The following is a 22,819-nucleotide window of genomic DNA, read 5'->3' as shown; positions in this document are numbered from 1 at the left end:
CGCACCGCGATGACCGCCGCACACCCCGCACCGCCCGCCGCGATGCGGGGTGTGCTCGTCGCGCCCGGGCGTCTGCAGGGTGTCGACGTCGCGCGGGCGCTCGCCCTCCTCGGGATGATGGCCGCGCACGTCGGCGGTGTCGGCGAGGGGGTCGACTGGGGCGACCCGGCGACGTGGTCGGCGGTCGTGAACGGCCGGTCGGCGGCGCTCTTCGCGGTGCTCGCCGGGGTGTCGGTGGGGCTCACGAGCGGTCGGACGCGCCCGCCCGGTCCGCCCGCGATCGGCCGGGTGCGGGCGCGGCTCGCCGTCCGGGCGGTCGTGGTCGTCGCGATCGGACTGCTCCTCATGGCACTGGACACGCCGGTGTACGTGATCCTGCCGACGTACGGGGCGCTGTTCCTGCTCGTGGTCCCGGTGCTGCGACTCCGTGCCCGCTGGCTCGTCGTCGTCGCGGCGGTGTGCGCCCTCGTCTCCCCGCTCGCTGCGCTCGCGGTCGTCCCGCTCTCCGCCGACGCCGACATGTTCGGGATCCAGCTCGGCCTGGTGTACCCCGTGGTCACCTTCCTGGCGTACGTGCTCGTCGGTCTCGCGGTCGCCAGGGCCGGACTGGAGGCGCGGCGCACCCAGGTCGCGCTCCTCGCGTCCGGCACGCTGGCCGCCGTCACGGCCTACGTGGTCGGCGGTCTCCTCGCGCCGGTGCCGGACGAGGCCGCGCTGTACGGCTTCGCGGGCCTGCCGTTCCTGCCGGAGGACACCACGCCGGCGGGGCTGGTCGCGCAGCTGTTCCTCTCGCCGCGTGACCACTCCTCGTCGACGGTCGACGTGGTCGGCACGGCGGGCGTCGCCGTGGCCGTGATCGCGCTCTGCACGCTCCTGGTCGACGGGCGCGGGCGGGCGGTGTCCAGGGTCGCGTACCCGCTGGCGGCGGTCGGGTCGATGCCGCTCACGGTGTACGCCGGGCACCTCGTGGTCATCGCGGCCCTCGGGGAACTGCCCGCGTCGGGGACGGCGTGGGCGCTGTTCGCGATCGGCTCGGTGCTCGTCGCCGTGGTGTGGCGGGCGTTCCTCGGGCGCGGTCCGCTGGAACGCCTGGTCGCGCGCCTGACCGGGTTGGTGCCCGCCGGGCGGTGACCCGGGTGGTCGCGTGCCGGACCGGGACGCGCCTGACCGGGTTGGTGCCCGCCGGGCGGTGACCCGGGTGGTCGCGGCGTTCCGGACCAGGTCGCCGCCACGCGGACCGTCGAACGGACGGTCCGCCGCCCGCTGCCGTGCCGGCCCCGTGCACCCCGCCGAGCAGCGGGGCGGACGCGGGGCGCGCCTCCCGAACGGGGCTACTGCAGGGCGGCGGTGAGCCGCGCGACGTTGTCGAGCACCTGCGACCGGCGCGGTCGTTCGAGCCACGCGTCGAGCGTGAGCTCGAACGAGGCCTCCTTGTAGGCGTCCTGCACCCCGCGCAGGGCGTCGACGAACGTGCGCCCGCGGACCATGACCGACACCTCGAGGTTGAGGCTGAACGAGCGCATGTCCATGTTGCTCGACCCGATCACCGACACGTCGTCGTCGATCGTGAAGTGCTTCGCGTGCAGGATCGTCGGTGCCCGGTACAGCCAGATGCGGACCCCGGCGCGGAGCAGCTCCTCGTAGTAGGAGCGCTGGGCGTGCCAGGTCATCGCGTGGTCGCCCATCTCGCCGACGAACAGCTCGACCGCGACGCCGCGCTGGGCGGTCGTCGTGATGGCGTACAGCATCGAGTCGTCCGGCACGAAGTACGGCGACGTGATCGACACCTTGTCCTGGGCGGCGTAGAGCAGCGCGTTGAACAGGCGCAGGTTGTTCTCGCCGTCGAAGCCGGGGCCCGACGGCACGACCTGGCAGTCCAGCGCGTCGTCGCGGTCGGCCCGGTGCACGGGGTCGCTCTCCCGGAGCAGGAGCTCGTCGGTCTCGCTGTACCAGTCGGTGACGAACAGGGCGTTGAGTCCGGCGACCACGGGACCCTCGAACCGGGCGAACAGGTCCTTGTAGACCATCCCGCGTTCGATGTGCGACTTCAGGTCGTACGACGGGTCGATCAGGTTCTGCGAGCCGGTGAACGCGACCGAGCCGTCGATCACCATGATCTTGCGGTGGTTGCGGAGGTCGGGCCGCTGGAACTTCCCCTGGAGCGGCTGGAGGGGCAGCATCAGGTGCCACTCGATGCCGGCCTCGTCGAGGAAGGCCAGCGTCTCCTTGTAGCCCGGGTAGCCGCGGCTCGCCCAGTGGTCGAGCAGGAACCGGACCGTCACACCGCGGGCCTGCGCACGGGCGAGGGCCTCGAAGTACGGGCGGGTCGTGTCGTCGATCGTCGCGATGTAGAACTCGACGTGCACGAAGCGACGCGCCTGGTCGATCGCGCGGGTCATCTCCTGGACGGACTCGTACGAGTCCGGGTAGAGCTCCGCGGAGTTGCCGCCGACGAGGGGCATCGACCCGAGCTCGCGGTTGAGCTTCGTGATGCTCTCGAGCCACGGCGGCCACGGGTGGTCCCGGCGGACACGCTCGATGCCCTCGGTCTGCTCGAGGATGTACGCGTTGATCTCGGTCTGCTTCTCACGCCGTGCCCGCGGCAGCTTCGTCGACCCGATCACCAGGAAGACGATGAAGCCGATGTAGGGGATGAGGAAGATCGCGAGCAACCACGCGGTCGCGGTCTGCGGCTTCCGGTTGTACGGGACGTAGATGATCGAGAAGACGCGGATCGCCAGGTCGAGCAGGACCAGGAGGATCGTGAGTGCGACGCCGAGCCAGTGCTCCACGGGGCGGGGCGCTAGCGGAAGTTCACGAACTGCAGCGGCACGTCGAACTCTTCACCCTTGAGGAGCTGGATCGTGTTCTGCAGGTCGTCGCGGCTCTTCGAGGAGACGCGGAGCTCGTCTCCCTGGATCTGGCTCTTCACGCTCTTCGCGGCGTTGGCCCGGAGGAAGGCGCCGATCTTCTTGGCGACGTCCTGCTCGATGCCGTTCTTGAACTTCACCTCGATGCGGTACTCCTTGCCCGAGGCGAAGGGCTCGCCCGCGTCGAGGCTCTTGAGGCTGATGTCGCGCTTGATCGCCTTGGTCTGCAGCACGTCGAGGACGGCCTTGGCGCGCTCCTCGGAGTTCGCCTTGATGAGGACGTCCTCGCCGCTGAACGCGACCGAGGCGCCGGCTCCCTTGAAGTCGTAGCGCTGCTCGATCTCCTTGGCCGCCTGGTTGACGGCGTTCTCCGCCTCCATCTTGTCGACCTTGCTCACCACGTCGAAGGAACTGTCTGCCATGCCGGACAGCCTAACTGCGCGCGGGTCGGCCGGTTCGGCTCCGGTGGCGGGCCTGTGGAGGAGGCGGCTCCGGTGGCCCGCTGTGCAGGAAGGACCGTGCTCGTCGCCGCCCGGACGGTGGTCACGACCACCCTCCGCTATCCGCTATGCTCTTGGAGCGCCTTCGGTTGGTGATCACACGAGCCGGGTGCGCACATGGCGAGTTACCCAAGCGGCCAAAGGGATCTGACTGTAAATCAGCCGGCGTAGCCTTCGGGGGTTCGAATCCCTCACTCGCCACCACATCGAGTGCCTCGTCCGTCGGACGGGGCATTCGTCGTTCCCGGGGTGTTCGTCGTTCCTGGGGCGTTCGTCCTTCCCGGGGCCGTGTCGTGCCGATCGGGGCCGGGTCGACCGTGCGCGTCGGTCCTGCGTTCCCGCGCACCTGCGAGGGCATCCGGTGTCGCATCCGCGAGGATGGACCCATGCCCGAAGCACCCGCCCCGTCCTGGTTCGCCGACCTCGCCGAGACCATCGCCCTCGAAGCTGCCGCCCTCGCCGCGCGACACCGAGCCGCGGGGGTCGAGGTCGCCGACCGCAAGTCGAGCATCGTGGACGTCGTCACGGCTGCCGACCGCGAGGTCGAGGAGCTCGTCCGGCGCCGCATCGCCGAGGCCCGTCCCGACGACGGCTTCCACGGGGAGGAGTCCGGCTCGGGAGCCGGCTCCTCGGGCTACACGTGGGTCGTCGACCCCATCGACGGCACGGTCAACTTCCTCTACGGCAGCGAGGCGTACGGCGTGAGCATCGGCGTCGTGCGCGGCGCCCCGGACCCCGCCACGTGGGAGCCGGTGGCCGGGGTCGTCGTCGTCCCCGCGACCGGCACCGTGTTCCGTGCCGCTGCGGGCGCCGGGGCGACCCGGGACGGCGTGCCGCTGCACGTCTCCGCCCCGCCGACCCTGGCCGAGACCCTCGTCGCCACCGGGTTCGGCTACACGGCCGACCGACGCCGGGAGCAGGTCGCCGTGCTCGCCGGGTTCATCGGTGAGGTCCGGGACATCCGCCGCGGGGGAGCGGCCTCGCTCGACTGCTGCGCGGTCGGTACGGGCACCGTCGACGCCTACTACGAACGCGGCATCAACCCGTGGGACATGGCCGCCGGCGCGGTCGTCGCGGCCGAGGCCGGTGCGGTCGTGCGGATCTGGGAGGCCGGCGGGATCCGCTCCTTCCTGTTCGCGGCGCCGTCGATCGCCGACGCGCTCGAGTCGCTCGTCCGCGGGGCGGAGCGGGACGTCCTCGGCGACTGACCCGCTCCCGTCCCGGCACCCGACCGCGCCGCGCCGTGGCCACGGGGCACGATCGTGCACGGTCGTGCAGCGGACTGGCGAGGCGGGACGGCCCCTGCTAGCGTGCTCAGGTCCCGTTACCGGCTCGTTACCAACGAGCGCCTCGCGCCCCGATCAGGATCACCACCGAACCGCATGCCCCACGCTCCGCTGCCGTCCACCCGTCCCGACGCCACCACCGGCCCCGAGCCGGTCGTGCACCTCACCCGACGCGCTCGCATCGAAGCCGAGCGTCGGACGGCCGCCGTCCCGGTGACCGCGGCGTCCGACGAGGGCGGTCTCGACGCATCGGCGTTCGGTCGGACCACGTTCGACACCGGTGAGTTCGACCGTCTCGTCGCACCGGGAGCCCCCGCCGCACCGGGAGCAGCAGCCGCGCCGGTGTCCCCGGTCGACCTCGCGCCCGCGTCGCCGGTGCTGCCGGAGCCCGTGGTCGGGGCGGTCACGCCGCCGGCCCCCACGTCGCCCGTGCCCGCGCCGGAGCAGCACGTCGCTCCCGAGCGCACGGCCTCGCCCGAGGGCCGGACCTCGCCGGAGCGCCGGTCCGCGACCGACGCCGGCCCCCGCCGTGTCCTCGGGCAGGTCCCCGCGGGTCGACGCGCTGCCCGCACCACGGCCCCCGCGCCGGAACGTCGTCGTGGCACGGCTCCCGCGCGCACGACCCCGGTCGCGCAGTCGGCGTCACGTGGGACGTCCTTCCGTCGGAACGCCTCGCGGGTCACGGCCGTCGGTGCGCTCCTGTTCGCGGCGGGCCTCGTCGTCTCGACCTCGCTGCCCGCGCAGGCGCTCTGGGTCGCGAACGGCGACACGACCACCGAGCGCACCCCGGCCCGCGCAGCGCAGACGCTCAGCGTCGGCGGCAGCACCGCGGCAGCCGAGACCACACGCGACCAGTACTCGGTGTCGGCGACGACCCAGTACAAGAACGTCGACTCGTCGGCGTTCTCGAACGACCCCGGCGGCGCGATCCAGTGGCCGTTCCTGACCGGCGTGCCGATCACCTCGGGCTTCGGCGGGCGCCAGGTCGCCGGCTGCTCGTTCTGCTCCACGAACCACATGGGCATCGACTTCGCGCCCGGCGAGGGCACCCCGATCCGGTCCGTCGCGGCGGGCACCGTCATCAAGGTGCAGGCGCACGACGGCGGCTTCGGCAACGACGTCTGGGTGCAGCACGACGTCGACGGCAAGCGGTTCGTCAGCGTCTACGGCCACATGAAGGACAACACCTTCACGGTGGTCAAGGGGCAGGAGGTCGAGGTCGGCGACGTGCTCGGCCAGGTCGGCTCCACCGGCAACTCCACGGGACCGCACCTGCACCTCGAGATCCACGTCGACGGCGTCCCCGTTGACCCGCTGGCGTGGCTCAAGGCCAACGCGAGCTAGCCGGGGAGCGGCGGCACGCCCGGGCGTCTCGTCCGGTTCCTGACCACCGTCGCGAGTCTGCTACTCTCATCTGGTGCCGCCGAGCGGCACTCGCCCCGATAGCTCAGTGGTAGAGCACTTCCATGGTAAGGAAGGGGTCGTCAGTTCAATCCTGACTCGGGGCTCCGACCCGGAGCTGCTACCGCTCCGGATCTCTGGCGGGGTAGCTCAGTTGGTTAGAGCACACGACTCATAATCGTGGGGTCACGGGTTCAAGTCCCGTCCTCGCTACCACAAGCCCGGCGATCCGCTCGCCGGGCTTTCGCCGTTCCCGGGCGCGTGTCGTCCCCGGGCGCGTGTCGTCCCCGGGAGCGCGTCGTTCCCAGGTCCTGGTCGTTCCCGGGCGTGCGTCGTCGCCGACTGGCCCGTCCCGTTCGTCCGCGGTTCCCAGGCAGCGCACACCGCTCAGCGCGGCGGCCCGGTCAGCACTCCGGCCGACCGCAGCGCCCGCTCGAGCACCGCGTTGACCTGCTGCCACGCCGACCGTCGCCGCTGGGCACCGATGCCCCCGCCGGACACGGCCGTGCCGCTCCCGGCCGGCCGCAGCGTGATCGTGGTCGACGTCCCCGTGACGGTCGTCGACAGCTCGTAGCGTCGGAACTCCCGCGACGGGTGCACGAGCGCCCCGAGCAGGATCGTCAACACGCGGCTGCCCGCGGTGGCGGTGATCGTCCCGCCCGTGGTCTCGACCCGGTGGCCCGTCCGGCGCAGCGCAGCACCGGCCACCTCCATGGCCGCGCACCGGTCGCCGGTGTGGACCGCGAACTCGGTCGTCGTCTCCATCGTCCCTCCCCAACCGCAGAGCGCTCCCGCGTCTTCCCCGGGAGCCGCGACCTCCCCCGAAGTCGCGTTCCGAGCATATCCGACGACTCCTCGGCTCCAGCTGCGGCCCGGGCCGGGTGTCGCGGGCGCTCGGTAGACTCCCGCACGTGTCAGTGAACCCCGAGCTCGTCGGCAGGACGTTCCCGCCGGCCCAGCCCTACCTCGTCGGGCGCGAGAAGGTGCGCGAGTTCTCGCGCGCCGTGTTCGCGACGAACCCGATCCACCTCGACCCCGAGGCTGCCCGCGCCGCCGGGTACGCCGACGTCGTCGCTCCGCCGACGTTCGCCGTCGTCGTGCAGGAGGCGACCCTCGCCCAGCTCCTCGCGGAGCCGGACGCCGGGATCGACTTCTCGCGCGTCGTCCACGGTGAGCAGTCGTTCGCGTACGAGCGCCCGATCGTCGCCGGTGACGAGCTCACCGCGACCCTGACCGTCACGAGCGTCAAGACCCTCGGTGGCAACGCGATGGTGACCGCCGCGTCCGCCGTGGTCGACGCCGACGGTGCGCACGTCGTCACCGCCACGTCCACCCTCGTCGTCCGAGGAGATGACGCATGACCGCCTCCGTCCCCGCCGTCGAGGTCGGCACCGTCGTCGCCGAGCGCGAGGTCCACCTGACCCGCGACGCGCTCGTCCGCTACGCCGGCGCCTCGGGTGACTTCAACCCCATCCACTACCGCGACGACGTCGCCGCCTCGGTCGGGTTGCCCGGCGTCCTCGCGCACGGCATGCTCACGATGGGCCTCGCCGTCCAGCCGGTCGCCGAGTGGCTCGGTGACCGCGGCTGGGTCGCGCGCTACGGCGTCCGCTTCACCCGCCCCGTCGTCGTCGACCCGGAGCAGGGTGCGACCGTCGGCGTCGTCGCGAAGGTCGGCACCGTCGACGACGAGGGCCGACCGCAGCGCATCGACCTCACGGTCACCGCGGCCGGTCAGACCGTGCTCGGCAAGGCCCAGGTCACGGTGGTGTTCCACTGACCGTCTCGACGCGTCTCGCCGACCACACGACCTTCCGCATCGGTGGGCCCGCGACGACGCTCCGCATCGCGGACACGACCGACGAGCTCGTCGCCGCTGTCCGGGACGCCTGGCAGGACGACGACTGGCTCGTCGTCGGCGGGGGGAGCAACCTGCTCGTCGCCGACGCGGGCTTCGACGGCACGGTCGTGCTCGTCCGCACGCGCGGCGTCGACGCGTCGACGGACGCCGACGGCGTCACGGTCCGCGTCGCGGCCGGTGAACCGTGGGACGCGTTCGTCGCGACGACCGTCGCGAACGGCTGGACCGGCCTGGAGGCCCTCAGCGGCATCCCGGGCACGGTCGGTGCCGCCCCCGTGCAGAACATCGGCGCCTACGGGGTCGAGCTGTCCGACGTACTCACCGCGGTCGACCTCCTCGACGCGTCGACGGGGGAGCGCACGTGGGTGCCCGCGGCCGAGCTGGCGCTCGGCTACCGCACCTCGACGCTCAAGCACGGCCGTCGCGGTGTCGTGCTCGCCGTCGAGTTCCGGCTCGGCACGGCGCCGCAGGAGGGTGTGCCGGTCCGCTACGCCCAGCTCGCCGGTTCCCTCGGGGTCGACCTCGGCACGCCGGTGGCGCCGGAGACGATCCGCGAGACGGTCCTGCGCCTCCGCGGCGCGAAGGGCATGGTGCTCGACGACGCCGACCCGGACACCTGGAGCGCCGGGTCCTTCTTCACGAACCCGATCGTGTCGGCCGCCTTCGCCGAGACGCTGCCCGCCGAGGCGCCCCGCTGGCCCGCCGGCGACCAGGTGAAGCTCAGCGCGGCGTGGCTCATCGAGCACGCCGGGGTGCACCGCGGCTACGCGGTCCCGGGGTCCCGCGCAGCGGTGTCCACGAAGCACACCCTCGCGCTGACGAACCGGGGCGGCGCGACCGCCGCGCAGGTCGCGGAGCTCGCCCGGTACGTCCAGGTGACCGTCCTCAACCGCTTCGGCGTGACGCTCGTGCCGGAACCCGTGGTGGTGGGCGAGCTGACCGACTGAGGCGGTCCGCGCCTCCCGGCCGGACCCACCGTGCCGTCGACGCGACCGGACCGACGCTCCGGACGACACGAGGCGCCCCGCCGCAGCGGGGCGCCTCGTGTCGTCCGGAGCCGGGACGTGCCGTGCGCGACTAGGAGAACAGCCGTGCCAGGCGTGCGACGCCCTCGGCGATGTCGTCGTCGCCGAGTGCGTAGGACAGGCGCAGGTAGCCGGAGGGGCCGAAGGCCTCGCCCGGGACGACCGCGACCTCGGCCTGCTCGAGGATCAGGTCCGCGAGCTCGAGCGTGGTCGTCGGCGTGGACCCGGCCCACTCGCGGCCGAGCAGCGCCGTGACGTCCGGGTAGACGTAGAAGGCACCCTGCGGGGTCGGCGTCGTGAAGCCCGGGATGGCGTTGAGGCCCTCGACGATGGCGCGCCGACGTCGGTCGAAGGCCGTGCGCATGGCCTCGACGGGCTCGGTCGGGCCGGTCAGGGCGGCGATCGCGGCCCGCTGCGACACGTTCGACACGTTCGACGACAGGTGGGACTGCAGGTTCGAGGCGGCCTTGACGGCGTCGGCGGGGCCGACCATCCACCCGACCCGCCAGCCGGTCATCGCGTAGGTCTTGGCCACACCGTTCACGAGGATCGTCGTGTCGGCGAGGTCGGGGACCGCGTCGAGGATGCCGGTGAACCGGACGCCGTCGTACACGAGGTCCTGGTAGATCTCGTCGCTGATCACCCAGATGCCGTGCTCGAGCGCCCACTCGCCGATGGCCTTCGTCTGCTCGGCGGAGTACACCGAGCCGGTCGGGTTCGAGGGTGAGCAGAAGAGCAGGGCCTTCGTGCGCGGGGTGCGCGCCGCCTCGAGCTGCTCGACCGTGACGAGGTACTCCTGGTCGCTGCCGGCGAAGACCTCGACCGGGGTACCGCCCGCGAGCCGGATCGCCTCGGGGTAGGTCGTCCAGTACGGCGCGGGGAGCAGGACCTCGTCGCCGTCGTCGACGACGGTCTGGAACGCCTGGTACACGGCCTGCTTGCCGCCGTTCGTCACGATCACCTGTGCGGGGTCGACGGCGATGCCGGACTCGCGCGCGGTCTTGTCGGCGACGGCGCGCTTGAGCTCCGGCAGACCGGTCGCGGGCGTGTAGCGGTGGTTGGCCGGGTCCTGGGCAGCGGCGACCGCGGCGTCGACCACGTGCTGCGGCGTCGCGAAGTCCGGCTCGCCCGCGGCGAAGGAGATGACCGGGCGGCCGGCGGCCTTGAGCGCCTTGGCCTTCGCGTCCACCTTGAGCGTCGCCGATTCGGCGATCGCGGCGATCCGGCTCGCGATGCGCGGCCGGTCGGCGGCAGCGGCAGGGCTGTGGTCGGACCCGTGGCGGGCGGACTCGGGGGCGGTGGACTCGGGGCCGGGGGCTGCGGTGCTCACGGCGCCAGCCTACCGGCGCGGCACGCCGGGGCACCGCCCCGAGTGGACAGCGTGTGACGGACTCCCGTACACTCGACCACCGGTGCACGGAACGCCCAGCGTGCCGGCACCGCGGGGGATCCCACAGGGATCGTCTCCCTAGGGCGGTGGCTCAATTGGTAGAGCAGCGGTCTCCAAAACCGCAGGTTGCAGGTTCGAGTCCTGTCCGCCCTGCAAGTCTGGAAGGTGTGAAGTTGGCGAGCAAGGACATGGAAACGACGGCGGACGACGTCGTCGCGAAGGCGAAGGCCGACCGCGCCGCACGCGGTGGCCCCTTCGCTGCCATCGCCCTCTTCATCCGCCAGGTCATCGGCGAACTCCGCAAGGTCGTCACGCCGACGCGCAAGGAGCTCTTCAGCTACACCGGCGTCGTCCTGATCTTCGTGATCGTGATGATGATCCTGGTGTCGATCCTCGACTTCGTGTTCGGCCTCGGCGTCGGCTACGTCTTCGGCAACGGTCCGACGGTCTGACCCCGGCACCGCCCGGACCGCCTCCGGGCGACTCGGGCGTCGGCTGGCCTCCGCGGCTTCCGACAGGAGTACGGTCACCCGAGACGGCGCCGGACGCGAAGCGATCCGACCGCACCACCGATCCGCACCACCGAACGGAAAGAACCGCAGTGTCTGACTACTCCCGCGACGACATCGACCTCGCCACGGCTGCTGAGCAGTCCTCCGAGGTCGAGGAGAACCAGGAAGGCGACGTCGAGACCGCCGAGGGCCGTTCGGTCGAGTCGGCCGAGGAGCGTGCGATCTCCGTCGAGGACGAGGACGACGAGTCCCTCGGGCTGAGCGACGAGCCGGACGACGGCACCGTCGACACCTCGATCGACGAGGCGCTCACCGCCCTGCAGGAAGCCCGTGACCCCGAGGCGGACGCCGTCGTCGACGACGCCCTCGAGATCGACACCCCCGACGAGGCCGAGGCCGCCGTCGAGGCCGTCGAGGACGAGGAAGAGACCGAGCTCGAGGACGCCACCGCGGCCGAGGCCAACGAGACGCTCGCCGCCGACGAGGCAGCCGACGCGCTCGAGGACGAGGACGAGGCCGAGGCCGAGGTCGACCCGTACGACGCCTTCAAGGCCGAGCTCCGGATGAAGCCGGGCAAGTGGTACGTCATCCACTCCTACGCGGGCTTCGAGCGCCGCGTGAAGTCGAACATCGAGAACCGCATGGTCTCGATGTCGATGGAGGACTCGATCTACCAGGTCGAGGTCCCCATGGAGGACGTCGTCGAGATCAAGAACGGCCAGCGCAAGCTCGTCACCCGCGTGCGCATCCCCTCGTACGTGCTCGTCCGCATGGACCTCAACGAGGACTCCTGGTCGGTCGTCCGGCACACTCCGGGCGTCACCGGCTTCGTCGGCAACGCGCACAACCCGACCCCGCTCCGCTTCGACGAGGCCTTCGGCATGCTGAAGTCCCTCGTCCAGGTCGCCGACGCCGCGCCCACCAAGGGCGGCGGCAAGTCCGGCGGTGCGCAGGCGCAGCCGCAGGCCGAGGTCGACTTCGAGGTCGGCGAGACGATCACCATCAAGGAGGGCTCGTTCGCGGGTCTGCCGGGATCGATCTCCGAGATCAAGCCGGAGAGCGGCAAGCTCACGGTCCTCGTCTCGCTCTTCGAGCGCGAGACGCCGGTCGAGCTGAGCTTCGACCAGGTCACCAAGCTCTAGCCCCTGTACCCGTCGGGTACACTGAACAGGTTTGGCCCCGCACGCTGAGCGTGCGGGGCTTCACCGCGGTCCGGATCCGCCGGGCCAGCGGGAGAGTGCACGGGTCCCCGTGCGTTCGATTCCAGGAGGAAAGCGAAACATGGCACCGAAGAAGAAGGTCACGGGCCTGATCAAGCTGCAGATCAACGCGGGCGCCGCCAACCCGGCCCCGCCGATCGGTCCGGCGCTCGGTCAGCACGGCGTGAACATCATGGAGTTCTGCAAGGCGTACAACGCGGCGACCGAGTCGCAGCGTGGCAACGTCGTGCCGGTCGAGATCACCGTCTACGAGGACCGTTCGTTCACGTTCGTCCTCAAGACCCCGCCGGCCGCCGAGCTCATCAAGAAGGCTGCGGGTGTGCAGAAGGGGTCCTCGACCCCGCACACGGTCAAGGTCGCGAAGATCTCGATGGACCAGGTCCGTCAGATCGCCGAGACGAAGCAGGCCGACCTGAACGCCAACGACATCGAGCAGGCCGCGAAGATCATCGCCGGCACCGCGCGTTCGATGGGCATCACGGTCGAGGCCTGAGCCTCCCTGCACCACACACCCCGACCCCTTCCGTGGGAGAGCCTCGCCGGCTCGTCAACCACGTAGCTCTGCAAGGAGAACACCATGGCGAAGAAGTCCAAGGCCTACCAGGCCGCGGCCGCGAAGATCGAGGCCGACAAGTTCTACACCCCGAGCGAGGCAGTCGCCCTCGCGAAGGAGACCGGCTCGGCCAAGACCGACTCGACCATCGAGGTCGCGCTCAAGCTCGGCGTCGACCCCCGCAAGGCCGACCAGATGGTCCGCGGCACGGTCATCCTGCCGCACGGCACGGGCAAGACCGCCCGCGTCATCGTCTTCGCCGTGGGCGCTGCGGCTGAGGCCGCCATCGCCGCCGGTGCCGACGAGGTCGGTGGCGACGAGCTCATCGCGAAGGTCGCCGAGGGCTACACCGCCTTCGACTCCGCCGTCGCGACCCCGGACCTCATGGGCAAGGTCGGTCGTCTCGGAAAGGTGCTCGGCCCGCGTGGCCTCATGCCGAACCCGAAGACCGGCACCGTGACCCCGAACGTCGCGCAGGCCGTCAACGACATCAAGGGCGGCAAGATCGAGTTCCGCGTCGACAAGCACGCCAACGTGCACTTCGTCGTCGGCAAGGCCTCGTTCACGCCGGAGCAGCTCGACGAGAACATCTCGACCGCGCTCGAGGAGATCGTGCGCCTCAAGCCGAGCGCCTCGAAGGGTCGCTACGTCATGAAGGGCGCCGTCTCGACGACCTTCGGCCCGGGCATCCCGCTCGACGTCAACGCGATCTGATCGACTGATCGACCGATCCACCAGGAGGGCCCGCACCGGGAACGGTGCGGGCCCTCCTGCGTGTCGGGCATCGTGTCCGGATAGCGTGGTCGGGTGCGGACCCTCGTCAACTCCCTCCGGCTGATCGTCGTCATCGCCGTGGTCGCCGCGATCCTCGGGCAGTGGCTCGTGAGCATGCGGGCGCCCGACTACTCGCCGTTCGACTTCTTCGGGTACTTCACCATCCAGTCGAACGTGTTCGTCGGAGTGGCGTTCGCGGCGACCCTCGTCGCGACGGCCCGGCAGAAGCGCTCGGCCCTCCTGCTCAGCGGGATCCGGGGCGCGGCGACGGTGTACATCGCCACGACCGGGGTCGTCTACAACACCCTGCTCGTCGGCGCGGCGGTCGAGAACACCGTGCCGTGGTCGAACGACCTGCTGCACCGGTGGATCCCGCTGTACGTGGTGCTCGACTGGCTGCTGTTCTCGGACCGGGCCCGGCTGCTGCTCCGGCACGTGTGGTGGTTCCTGCTCTACCCGGCGGTCTGGCTCGGCGTCGTGCTGGTCCGAGGGGCGACCGACGGGTGGGTGCCGTACCCGTTCCTGGACCCGTCGCTCGGGTACGGCGTCGTCGCGCTGTACTGCCTCGGCGTCGCGGTGTTCATCGGCCTGATGGGCATCCTGGTCGTGGGGATGAGCCGGCTCCGTCTGGTGCGGGTGTAGCCGGGAACCCAGCGCGGCCGGCAGCGTGGTGCGGTGGTGCGGTGGTGCGGTGGTGCGGTGGTGTCGGGCCCGGCCGGACCTAGACGCGGAAGGCGCGGAGCTTGTCGAGGACCATGTCGGCGAGCTGCACGAGGCCGCGGATCTGGTCGTCGTCGCGGTCGACCCAGCGGCACTCCGGCTCGTCGGCCACGGGCACGAAGTCGTCGTGGCGCTCCCAGACGAACAGCGTGCGGTCGGCCCCGAGCACGTACTGCTGCCACCAGACCTGCCGGAGGTAGTGCCGGGGGATGCTCCGCCAGCCCTTGCCCGTCGTCTTGATCTCGGCGAGGACGAGCCGCTGCGAACCGTCGAGGCCGACCCCGTCCGGGGTGGCGAGGTGCGCGCGGTTCGTGCTGGCGTGGAACAGGTGCGCCGAGGGCTGGATGCCGTGCGTCGCGGCCACCCACGCGGCGATCGCCGGTTCGCGGTCCTTGCCGTGCTCGGTGTACGCGTTGCCCGAGAACCGTGACCCGTACCGCTTGTCGGTGACGACGGCCTCGACCGCGCGGAGCGAGGCGAGGCGGGCGACGTCGGTCGCGGTGATCCCCATCGCGCGGGCGCGGAGCCAGGCGACGCGGTCCGATGAGTGCGCGACGATCCGCTCGGTGTGTCCACGGAGCGCGGTGAACGCGTCGTGCGCCGCAGTCGCGGCGGGGGCGCCGGACGGGGCGGCGGCGGCCGTACCCGACGGGACGGTGGCGGTGGACGCGTCGGCCGTGCGGGGCGTGGCGGCGGTGTGACGCGCCTCCAGGCCGGGGGTGGGGGCGGGCCGGAACGACGGAGTCGACCCGCGGGGTGCCGGGACGACCGGGTCGAAGCCCGGGTCCAGGTCGCCCCACAGGGTGGGCTGCACGATCGTCACCGTACGATTGTCACCCCGCACGCCGACAGGACGCGAACCGACGCGCCTCGACGCCTGGGTGGTCCGCCGTGAGCGGACGGGACCGTGAGCGGACGGGACCGTGACGGACGGGACCTCGGTCAGGAGACGAGCGCCCGGCCCTCGGCGAAGGTGACGAGCTCGTCGACGCCCGCGGGCGAGAGGGCGTACCCGATCGCGAGCGCCGCGGCCCCCTGCAGCGCAGCGAACGAGCCGGCACGGGACTGCGCGATGACGAGGTGTTCGGTGGCGAGCGGCATCGAGCGGGAGTAGACGACCTCGCGGACGCCGGCGAGCAGGTGCTCCCCGGCACGGGTGATCGAGCCGCCGAGCGCGATCACCGAGGGGTTCATCAGCGAGACGCACGTGGCGAGGACCTCGCCGATGTCCCGTCCGGCCTGTCGCACCGCACCGATGGCGTCGAGCTCGGCGCGGTTGACGAGGTCGATGACGTCGCCGCTGGTGTGCACGTCGTGGCCCTTGGCGCGGAGCGCCCGGGCGATGGCCGGACCGGACGCGACCGCCTCGAGGCAGCCGGTGTTGCCGCAGTGGCACGGGACGTCGCCGGCTCGGGACACCCGGACGTGGCCGATGTCCCCCGCGGTGCCCTGCGCGCCACGCTGGAGCTCGCCGTCCGAGACGATGCCCGAGCCGATGCCGGTGGCGACCTTGACGAAGAGCAGGTGGTCGACGTCGGGCCAGCCGTGCTGGCGCTCCCCGAGGGCGGCGATGTTCACGTCGTTGTCGAGCAGGACGTGCGCGGGGACGTGGTCGTGCAGCCACGCGGGCACGTCGAAGCCGTCCCACCCGGGCATGATCGGCGGGTTCGCGGGGCGGCCGGTCGAGAACTCGACCGGCCCGGGCACGCCGATGCCGATCGCGACGACGTCCTCGCGGGACCGACCGACCTCGTCGAGCAGGTCGTCGATCGTCTCGACCAGCCAGGTCAGGGTGGGCACGGGGCCGGCGGCGATGTCGACGGCGGCCTCGCGGGTGGCGAGGGGGGTGGCGACCAGGTCGGTCACGGCGACGCGGCCGTGCGAGGCGCCGAGGTCGGCGGCGACGACGAGCCGGGCCCGCGGGACGAGCGCGACCTGGGCGGGGGGACGCCCGCCGGTCGACGCGGCGGTGTGCACCGGGCCGACGAGGCCGACGTCGATGAGCGCGTCGAGGCGCACGGCGATCGTCGAGCGTGCGAGTCCCGTCAGGGCGGCGAGCTCGGCGCGCGTCCGCGGCACACCGTCGCGGAGGATCTGGAAGAGCTCGCTCGTCCCGACCGGAGGCGACGCTGCCGTCCGTGTCAAGTCGACCATGTCGGGAGTGAACCACAGTTCGAACGCGCCACGCAACGAACCTCGTCGAAGCGGTTGCAACTTTTGCTTGACCGCCGACAGAAGGTGGTCATAGTGTGACGCTCGATCAGCGACGATCCATCATCTCGACGAGGAGAACACCCGGTGACCCAACCCCTGTCGGTCCAGCTCTACACCGTGCGGGACGCCCTCTCGGCGGACCTGCTCGGCACGCTCCAGCGCATCGCGGCCATCGGCTACACCGACGTCGAGGCCTTCGGCTTCGTCGACCGCGCCGAGGCCCTCCGCGACGCCCTGGCCGAGGCCGGCCTCCGGAGCCCGAGCGGCCACGCCCGTCTGCTGGACGCCGGCGAGCAGGACCTGGAGCAGATCTTCCACGCGAGCACGACGATCGGCCTCGGCACCCTGATCGACCCGCACATCGACGAGTCGCGCTGGACGACGCGCGAGGACGTCGAGGCCGCCGCCCGCGAACTCAGCGCCCTCGCCCCGCGCGCCGCCGACCACGGCCTGGTGCTCGGCTACCACAACCACGCGTTCGAGTTCTCGAACCGCATCGACGGCGTCTCGGCCTACGAGGTCTTCGCGGACGCCCTGTCCGACGACGTCGTGCTCGAGCTCGACACCTACTGGGTGACGGTCGGCGGGGACGACCCGGTCGCGGTCATCCGGAAGTACGGCGACAAGGTGCGCTTCCTGCACGTCAAGGACGGCGACGGCTCGCACGACGACAAGCGGCAGGTCGCCGTCGGGAACGGCGTCATGCCGACCCGCGAGATCGTCGCCGCGGCGCCCGACGCGCAGCACGTCGTCGAGCTCGACGACCACGAGGGCGACGTCCTGCAGGCCGTCGCCGACTCCTACACGTTCCTCGAGGGGGCCCGCGCATGACCGCCACGGACACGACCGCCGACCAGCACGCCGCCGGGGCGACCCGGACCGGCCCCGTCGGCGTCGGCGTCATCGGCGCCGGGGTCATCTCCGACCAGTACCTGTCGAACCTCACGGTGTTCCCCGACCTCGAGGTCCGGTTCATCGCCGACATCGACGAGCCCCGCGCCGCCGCACAGGCCGAGAAGTGGGGCGTCCCCGGGTCCGGCTCGGTGGCGGAGCTCCTCGCCGACGACGACATCGAGATCGTCGTCAACCTGACCATCCCGGCCGCCCACGTCGAGGTCGCCCTGCAGGCCCTCGCCGCCGGCAAGCACGTGTGGGGCGAGAAGCCCTACGCCCTCGACCGGGAGAGCGCCGCGCAGCTCCGCGACGCCGCGGCCGCCGCCGGGAAGACCGTCAGCGTCGCCCCGGACACGTTCCTCGGCGCCGGCCTGCAGACCGCCCTCCGCACCATCCGCGAGGGTCGGATCGGTACGCCGCTGAACGGACTCACGCTCTTCCAGAGCCCCGGCCCCGAGTCGTGGCACCCGAGCCCCGAGTTCCTGTTCGCGTACGGTGCCGGCCCGCTGTTCGACATCGGCCCGTACTACATCACGACCCTCGTGCAGGCGTTCGGCCCGGTGGCGAAGGTCACCGCGACGGCGTCGAAGTCCCGTGCCACGCGGACGATCGGATCGGGTCCGAAGGCCGGCACCGAGTTCCCGGTCGACGTGCCGACGAACCACTCCGCGCTCATCCAGTTCGAGGGCGGCGGGAGCGCCCAGAGCGTCTTCTCGTTCGAGTCGGACCGCGGCCGGACCGGCTTCGTCGAGGTCGCGGGGGAGACCGGCACGGTCGTGTTCCCGGACCCGAACGAGTTCGACGGCGACACCCGGCTCTTCGCGCACGGCGCCGAGGAGCCCGAGACGATCCCCGCGGTCGGCTCCACCTACTCGCGCGGGACGGGCGTGGTCGACCTGGCCCGCTCGCTCCGCGCCGGCCAGGACAACCGGGTCCCCGGTGCCCTCGCCTTCCACGTCCTCGACGTGATGGTCTCCATCGCCGAGGCGGCAGAACGTGGCGAGACGGTGCTCGTCCAGAGCACCGTCGAGCCCTCCCCGACCCTCCCCGAGGGCTGGGACCCCGCGGAGCAGACCCTGTCCTGACCGGACGGGGCGCGCACCGCCGCAGGCCGGCACCGACGTCGGCCCGCACGCACACAGCAGCACCCGACACGCACCACCCTCAGCACCATCTCAACGACGAGAAAGTAGAGAGTCATGCGCACTGCCATCCGCGCACTGGCCATCACAGCGGCCGCGGCACTGACCGTGACCGGCCTGGCGGCCTGCTCCTCCGGCGGGTCGTCCGGTTCCTCCGGCGACACGAAGACGCTCACCTACTGGGCGTCGAACCAGGGCACCTCCCTGCAGAACGACAAGGAGGTGCTCACCCCCGTGCTCGAGAAGTTCACCAAGGAGACCGGGATCAAGGTGAACCTCCAGGTCATCGGCTGGAACGACCTGCAGAACAAGATCCAGACCGCCGTCACCTCGGGCCAGGGCCCGGACGTGGTGAACATCGGCAACACCTGGGCGACCTCGCTCCAGGCCACCGGCGCCTTCCAGGAGTTCGGTGACTCGGAGATGAAGGCGATCGGCGGCGCCGACAAGTTCGGCAAGGTCGCACTGTCCACCGGTGGCGCCCCCGGCAAGACCGTCACGAGCGTCCCGCTCTACGGCCTCGCCTACGGCCTGTACTACAACAAGCAGATGTTCAAGGACGCCGGCCTCGAGGCACCCACCACGTGGGAGGACCTCACCGCCGACGCGAAGAAGCTCACCTCGGGCGACAAGTACGGCTTCACGATCGCGGGCGGCTCGTACACCGAGAACTCGCACTTCGCGTTCATCACCTCGGCGCAGAACGGCGGCGAGTGGTTCGACAAGGACGGCAAGCCGACCTTCACCGAGAAGGGCAACGTCGAGGGCATCAAGCGCTACCTCGACCTGATGCAGTCCGACAAGGTCGTCAACCCGTCGAACGCGCAGTACGACAACGGCACGCAGGCGGTCTCGGACTTCGCGAACAAGAAGGCCGCGATGATGCTGACGCAGAACAACGCGAACGCCACCATCACGTCGCAGGGCATGACCACCGACGAGTTCGGTGTCGTCCCCTTCCCGACCACCGCTGACGGCAAGGACATCGCGTCCTTCCCGGCCGGCATCAACCTGTCGGTCTTCAAGAACACGAAGAACAAGGACGGCGCGCTCAAGTTCGTCAAGTACATGACGAGCGCGGACACGCAGGCCACGCTCGACAAGCCGTACTCGGCACTGCCGGTGCTCGCCTCGGCTGCCGACTCGGTCACCGACGAGCAGACGAAGACGTTCCTCGACATCTACAACAACAAGGCGAAGCCGCTCCCGCTGGTGCCCGCCGAGGACCAGTTCGAGTCGACGGTCGGCAAGGCGATGAACGACATGTTCGCCAAGATCGCCACCGGCTCCACGGTGTCGGAGAGCGACATCAAGTCTGCGCTGCAGACGGCGCAGGACCAGGTCTCGCAGGCCGCCGGTTGATCCGCCTGGAGGCCCGGATCGTGTCCGCCAGGACGCGTCCGGGCCTCCGCCCCCTCGCTGGTGACCCGCGGCACGTCCGTCGGTCCGCACCAGCGGTCCCACACCCGGCCACGCGCCGGGGGTGAGCCGATCGGCTCACGCATGCCGTTCCTCCAGGCCGTCGGCCCGGCTGCTGTCGCAGCCGTCCCGACGGTCCGGGGGACGACGCACCCGATCCCCACCTCGCCGGAAGGCCACCACCCATGTCCACCTCGGTCCTGCCCGACTCCGAGCGCATCGACCTGACGCACACGAAGGGTCCGACGCTGTCGGGCCCGCAGTCGGCCCGCAAGCCGAAGCGTCACTGGTTGCCGTACGCGCTCGTCGCACCGGCGATCCTGTTCGAGCTGCTCATCCACATCGTGCCGATGGTCACCGGCATCTGGATCTCGTTCATCCAGCTCACCAAGTACTTCATCGCCAACTGGGGCGCGGCACCCTTCGCCGGGCTGCGCAACTACCAGGTCGCGATCGACTTCGACCAGGCCATCGGCAAGGGCGTGCTCAACTCCTTCCTGATCACCTGCGGCTTCACGCTCCTGGTGGTCGCGCTGTCGTGGACGTTCGGCATGGCCGCCGCGGTCGCGCTGCAGAAGCCGTTCAAGGGCCGGGGCCTGTTCCGCACGCTCTTCCTCGTGCCGTACGCGCTGCCGATGTACGCCGGGGTCATCACCTGGAAGTTCATGTTCCAGCGCGACTCGGGTGCGGTGAACCACATCCTGGTCGACCAGCTCGGTTTGTTCGGGGGCCAGGCGCCGTTCTGGCTGATCGGGTCCAACGCCTTCGTCTCGGTCGTCGTCGTGGCGATCTGGAAGACCTGGCCGTTCGCCTTCCTCATGCTCATGGCCGGCCTGCAGTCCGTGCCGAACGACGTCTACGAGGCCGCGTCGGTCGACGGTGCGAAGCCGTTCCGCCAGTGGCGTTCGATCACGCTGCCGATGGTCCGCCCGGTCAACGTGACGCTCGTGCTCGTGATGTTCCTCTGGACGTTCAACGACTTCAACACGCCGTTCGTGCTGTTCGGCTCGACCGCGCAGCCGCCGGCAGCCGACCTGCTCAGCTTCCACATCTACAACGCGTCGTTCATCACCTGGAACTTCGGCTCCGGCGCCGCGATGAGCGTCCTGCTCCTCATCTTCCTGCTCATCGTCACGGGCATCTACCTCGCCGTGACCAACCGGAGGTCCGTCCGTGCGTGAGACACTCGGCGCCAAGTCGTTCAAGATCATCACGATCGTCCTGCTGACGCTCTTCACCGTCGTCCCGCTCTACGTCATGATCACGACGGCCATGAAGCCGCTCGGCGACGTGCAGAACGACTTCACGTGGATCCCGACGAACATCACCTTCCAGCCGTTCATCGACATGTGGTCGACCGTCCCGCTGGCGAAGTACTTCGTCAACTCGCTGGTCGTCTGCACCGTCGCGACGCTGTTCTCGCTCGTCATCGCGACGTTCGCGGCGTACGGCGTCTCGCGCTGGAACTTCAAGGGCAAGAGCACCTTCACCACCGCGGTGCTCTCCACCCAGATGTTCCCCGGCGTGCTGTTCCTGCTGCCGCTGTTCCTCATCTTCACGAACCTCGGCAACGCCCTCGGCATCCAGCTGGTCGGCTCGTGGCTCGGCCTGATCATCACGTACCTGACGTTCACGCTGCCGTTCTCGATCTGGATGCTGTCCGGCTACTTCGAGACCATCCCGCGCGAGCTCGACGAGGCCGCGATGGTCGACGGATCCGGCCCGATGGGCGCGCTGTTCCGCGTGATCCTGCCGTCGGCCCGACCGGGTCTGGTCGCGGTCGGCATCTACTCGTTCATGACGGCGTGGGGTGAGGTGCTGTTCGCCTCGGTCATGACGAACGGCGACGGGCAGCTGCTGGCGAACGGCCTGCAGCAGTACTCGACGCAGACGAACGTGTACTGGAACCAGATCATGGCGGCCTCGCTGGTCGTCTCGATCCCGGTCGTGATCGCGTTCCTCATCGTGCAGCGGCAGTTCGTCGCCGGCCTGACCGCGGGCGCGGTCAAGTAGCACCCCCTCGCAGGAGCGACGGCCCCGGCGTCCACCGCCGCGGCCGTCGCTCTCGCACGTCCGGAGAGGATGGAACCATGACCGGGACCCGAGGGCGGCAGCTGCTGCCCGGACAGACCAGCCGCGTGCACGTGTACGACCTGGCGTCGCGGACCAGCCGGCTCGTGTTCGCGTCGTCGTCACTGCTCGTCGAGGCGCCGAACGTGCTCGACGAACGGACGCTCGTGCTGAACGGCGACGGCGACCTGTGGCTGCTCCGGCTGCCCGACGACGGCACCGTGCTCGACGAGACCGCGTTGGTCCGTGTGCCGATGGACGGCGTCGACGAGATCAACAACGACCACGTGCTCGACCCGGCGGGCGGCTCCGTCGTGGTGAGCGCCCGCGACGGCGAGCTGTACCGCGTGCCGCTGCCCGACGGCGGACCGAGCACCCGCATCACCGACGTCGCCGCGGCGCTCCCCGTGCGCCGGAAGTTCTACCTGCACGGCATCGCCCCCGACGGGTCGTCGCTCGCCGCGATCGTGGGGGAGCTGTCCGAGGACGGCGTCTGGACCACCGACGTCGCCCTCGTCGACCCGGCCACGGGCGAGCCGACCTTCCTGACGCGCGACGGACACCCGGACGACGGCTGCACGGTCACGCCCGACGGCGGGACGGTCCTGTGGAACACCGAGCGGTTCACGCCGGGCACCGCGCAGCTCGCGGCCGTCCGGCTCGACGGCGGGGACCCGGTGCGGATCACGGCCGACGACCGGGTCGACTGGTTCCCGCACCTGTCACCGGACGGTGCGCACCTGCTGTACCTGTCGTACGAGCCCGGCGTCCAGGGGCACCCCGCCGACCACCGGGTCGAGCTCCGGCTGCTGCCCGGGTCGCTCGTCCGCGGTGCCCGGATCGCCGTGGTGCCGGAGACGCTCGTGGTGCTCGACGGGGGTCAGGGCACCGTGAACGTGCCGCCGTGGTCGCCGGACTCGACGTGGTTCGCGTACTGCGACTACCCGGTCGCGGGGTAGGACGGCCCG

23 protein-coding genes and 4 tRNA genes are annotated in these 22,819 nt (G+C 71.0%); 21 read left to right on the top strand and 6 right to left on the bottom strand.

Features of this window, described 5'->3' with window-relative positions:
• The first annotated feature begins 9 nt into the window (after positions 1 to 9).
• A complete protein-coding gene (locus QOL15_RS11445; RefSeq protein ID WP_083393830.1) occupies positions 10 to 1,131 on the top strand; it encodes a heparan-alpha-glucosaminide N-acetyltransferase domain-containing protein in 1,122 nt (373 codons plus the stop codon).
• Between the two features lie 200 nt (positions 1,132 to 1,331).
• Here the strand turns inward: QOL15_RS11445 and cls are convergent, their stop codons facing one another.
• Together cls and QOL15_RS11435 are read right to left on the bottom strand one after the other, a co-directional pair.
• Positions 1,332 to 2,792 (bottom strand): cardiolipin synthase, encoded by a 1,461-nt coding sequence (cls, locus tag QOL15_RS11440; RefSeq protein ID WP_071245720.1) that lies wholly within the window; start codon positions 2,790 to 2,792, stop codon positions 1,332 to 1,334.
• 11 nt (positions 2,793 to 2,803) lie between these two features.
• Positions 2,804 to 3,292, bottom strand: coding sequence for a YajQ family cyclic di-GMP-binding protein (locus QOL15_RS11435; RefSeq protein ID WP_065960788.1), 489 nt, complete (start codon positions 3,290 to 3,292; stop codon positions 2,804 to 2,806).
• Positions 3,293 to 3,489: 197 nt separating this feature from the next.
• Here QOL15_RS11435 and QOL15_RS11430 point away from each other — a divergent pair.
• From QOL15_RS11430 to QOL15_RS11410, 5 genes are all read left to right on the top strand, one after another.
• A tRNA-Tyr gene (locus QOL15_RS11430) sits at positions 3,490 to 3,574 on the top strand.
• Positions 3,575 to 3,756: 182 nt separating this feature from the next.
• A complete protein-coding gene (locus tag QOL15_RS11425) occupies positions 3,757 to 4,578 on the top strand; it encodes an inositol monophosphatase family protein (RefSeq protein WP_071245767.1) in 822 nt (273 codons plus the stop codon).
• 174 nt (positions 4,579 to 4,752) lie between these two features.
• Positions 4,753 to 6,000 (top strand): M23 family metallopeptidase, encoded by a 1,248-nt coding sequence (locus QOL15_RS11420; protein WP_071245722.1) that lies wholly within the window; start codon positions 4,753 to 4,755, stop codon positions 5,998 to 6,000.
• A 92-nt stretch (positions 6,001 to 6,092) separates the two neighbouring features.
• Positions 6,093 to 6,164, top strand: a tRNA-Thr gene (locus QOL15_RS11415).
• Positions 6,165 to 6,196: 32 nt separating this feature from the next.
• Positions 6,197 to 6,273: transfer RNA gene (locus QOL15_RS11410), tRNA-Met, on the top strand.
• Positions 6,274 to 6,444: 171 nt separating this feature from the next.
• On the opposite strand, the gene QOL15_RS11405 is transcribed toward QOL15_RS11410, so the two are convergent.
• The gene (locus tag QOL15_RS11405) at positions 6,445 to 6,822 is read right to left on the bottom strand and encodes a hypothetical protein (protein ID WP_071245724.1); all 378 of its coding nucleotides are present in this window, start codon (positions 6,820 to 6,822) and stop codon (positions 6,445 to 6,447) included.
• A 146-nt stretch (positions 6,823 to 6,968) separates the two neighbouring features.
• Between QOL15_RS11405 and QOL15_RS11400 the strand changes: the two genes are divergently transcribed.
• Genes QOL15_RS11400 through QOL15_RS11390 form a run of 3 tightly spaced genes read left to right on the top strand, consistent with a single transcriptional unit; the run spans position 6,969 to position 8,865 of the window.
• A complete protein-coding gene (locus QOL15_RS11400; RefSeq protein WP_065960793.1) occupies positions 6,969 to 7,418 on the top strand; it encodes a MaoC family dehydratase N-terminal domain-containing protein in 450 nt (149 codons plus the stop codon).
• Positions 7,415 to 7,837 (top strand): MaoC/PaaZ C-terminal domain-containing protein, encoded by a 423-nt coding sequence (locus QOL15_RS11395; RefSeq protein ID WP_065960794.1) that lies wholly within the window; start codon positions 7,415 to 7,417, stop codon positions 7,835 to 7,837. Before QOL15_RS11400 ends, QOL15_RS11395 begins: the two co-directional genes overlap by 4 nt.
• On the top strand, positions 7,834 to 8,865 hold the full coding sequence (locus tag QOL15_RS11390) for a UDP-N-acetylmuramate dehydrogenase (protein ID WP_071245727.1): 1,032 nt from the start codon (positions 7,834 to 7,836) through the stop codon (positions 8,863 to 8,865). The genes QOL15_RS11395 and QOL15_RS11390 overlap by 4 nt, the downstream gene beginning before the upstream one ends.
• A gap of 130 nt (positions 8,866 to 8,995) precedes the next feature.
• On the opposite strand, the gene QOL15_RS11385 is transcribed toward QOL15_RS11390, so the two are convergent.
• Entirely contained in the window at positions 8,996 to 10,177 is a 1,182-nt protein-coding gene (locus QOL15_RS11385; RefSeq protein ID WP_071248586.1) for a pyridoxal phosphate-dependent aminotransferase, read from the bottom strand.
• 236 nt (positions 10,178 to 10,413) lie between these two features.
• Here QOL15_RS11385 and QOL15_RS11380 point away from each other — a divergent pair.
• From QOL15_RS11380 to QOL15_RS11355, 6 genes are all read left to right on the top strand, one after another.
• Positions 10,414 to 10,486, top strand: a tRNA-Trp gene (locus QOL15_RS11380).
• Positions 10,487 to 10,500: 14 nt separating this feature from the next.
• A complete protein-coding gene (gene secE / locus QOL15_RS11375; protein ID WP_139197545.1) occupies positions 10,501 to 10,785 on the top strand; it encodes a preprotein translocase subunit SecE in 285 nt (94 codons plus the stop codon).
• A 149-nt stretch (positions 10,786 to 10,934) separates the two neighbouring features.
• Positions 10,935 to 11,987 carry a transcription termination/antitermination protein NusG gene (nusG, locus tag QOL15_RS11370; RefSeq protein WP_071248545.1) on the top strand — a complete coding sequence of 351 codons (1,053 nt, stop codon included), beginning with the start codon at positions 10,935 to 10,937 and terminating at the stop codon, positions 11,985 to 11,987.
• 139 nt (positions 11,988 to 12,126) lie between these two features.
• Entirely contained in the window at positions 12,127 to 12,558 is a 432-nt protein-coding gene (gene rplK, locus QOL15_RS11365) for a 50S ribosomal protein L11 (protein WP_017888638.1), read from the top strand.
• Positions 12,559 to 12,642: 84 nt separating this feature from the next.
• Complete coding sequence (gene rplA / locus QOL15_RS11360) at positions 12,643 to 13,332, top strand: 50S ribosomal protein L1 (RefSeq protein ID WP_065960804.1); 690 nt, start codon at positions 12,643 to 12,645, stop codon at positions 13,330 to 13,332.
• A 93-nt stretch (positions 13,333 to 13,425) separates the two neighbouring features.
• On the top strand, positions 13,426 to 14,034 hold the full coding sequence (locus tag QOL15_RS11355; RefSeq protein ID WP_071248542.1) for a Pr6Pr family membrane protein: 609 nt from the start codon (positions 13,426 to 13,428) through the stop codon (positions 14,032 to 14,034).
• A 79-nt stretch (positions 14,035 to 14,113) separates the two neighbouring features.
• Here QOL15_RS11355 and QOL15_RS11350 read toward each other — a convergent pair whose 3' ends face one another.
• Together QOL15_RS11350 and QOL15_RS11345 are read right to left on the bottom strand one after the other, a co-directional pair.
• Positions 14,114 to 14,671 carry a YqaJ viral recombinase family protein gene (locus tag QOL15_RS11350; RefSeq protein ID WP_065960835.1) on the bottom strand — a complete coding sequence of 186 codons (558 nt, stop codon included), beginning with the start codon at positions 14,669 to 14,671 and terminating at the stop codon, positions 14,114 to 14,116.
• A 383-nt stretch (positions 14,672 to 15,054) separates the two neighbouring features.
• A complete protein-coding gene (locus QOL15_RS11345; protein WP_171898724.1) occupies positions 15,055 to 16,266 on the bottom strand; it encodes an ROK family transcriptional regulator in 1,212 nt (403 codons plus the stop codon).
• 144 nt (positions 16,267 to 16,410) lie between these two features.
• Here QOL15_RS11345 and QOL15_RS11340 point away from each other — a divergent pair, with 144 nt between their 5' ends.
• From QOL15_RS11340 to QOL15_RS11315, 6 genes are all read left to right on the top strand, one after another.
• On the top strand, positions 16,411 to 17,157 hold the full coding sequence (locus QOL15_RS11340; RefSeq protein ID WP_071248536.1) for a sugar phosphate isomerase/epimerase: 747 nt from the start codon (positions 16,411 to 16,413) through the stop codon (positions 17,155 to 17,157).
• Positions 17,154 to 18,305 carry a Gfo/Idh/MocA family protein gene (locus QOL15_RS11335; protein ID WP_071248533.1) on the top strand — a complete coding sequence of 384 codons (1,152 nt, stop codon included), beginning with the start codon at positions 17,154 to 17,156 and terminating at the stop codon, positions 18,303 to 18,305. The genes QOL15_RS11340 and QOL15_RS11335 overlap by 4 nt, the downstream gene beginning before the upstream one ends.
• A gap of 114 nt (positions 18,306 to 18,419) precedes the next feature.
• Positions 18,420 to 19,724, top strand: a complete 1,305-nt coding sequence (locus tag QOL15_RS11330) for an ABC transporter substrate-binding protein (protein ID WP_065960810.1) — start codon at positions 18,420 to 18,422, stop codon at positions 19,722 to 19,724.
• Positions 19,725 to 19,966: 242 nt separating this feature from the next.
• The gene (locus QOL15_RS11325; RefSeq protein WP_139197544.1) at positions 19,967 to 20,962 is read left to right on the top strand and encodes a carbohydrate ABC transporter permease; all 996 of its coding nucleotides are present in this window, start codon (positions 19,967 to 19,969) and stop codon (positions 20,960 to 20,962) included.
• On the top strand, positions 20,955 to 21,794 hold the full coding sequence (locus QOL15_RS11320; protein WP_065960812.1) for a carbohydrate ABC transporter permease: 840 nt from the start codon (positions 20,955 to 20,957) through the stop codon (positions 21,792 to 21,794). The genes QOL15_RS11325 and QOL15_RS11320 overlap by 8 nt, the downstream gene beginning before the upstream one ends.
• 77 nt (positions 21,795 to 21,871) lie before the next feature.
• Positions 21,872 to 22,810 carry a hypothetical protein gene (locus QOL15_RS11315; protein ID WP_071248529.1) on the top strand — a complete coding sequence of 313 codons (939 nt, stop codon included), beginning with the start codon at positions 21,872 to 21,874 and terminating at the stop codon, positions 22,808 to 22,810.
• Positions 22,811 to 22,819 lie beyond the last annotated feature (9 nt).

It is taken from the genome of Curtobacterium sp. MCBA15_012, from assembly GCF_001864935.2.
Classification (GTDB): Bacteria; Actinomycetota; Actinomycetes; order Actinomycetales; family Microbacteriaceae; genus Curtobacterium.
The sequence above is the reverse complement of the archived record's forward strand: the minus strand, read 5'-3'. Positions and strand labels throughout refer to the sequence as shown.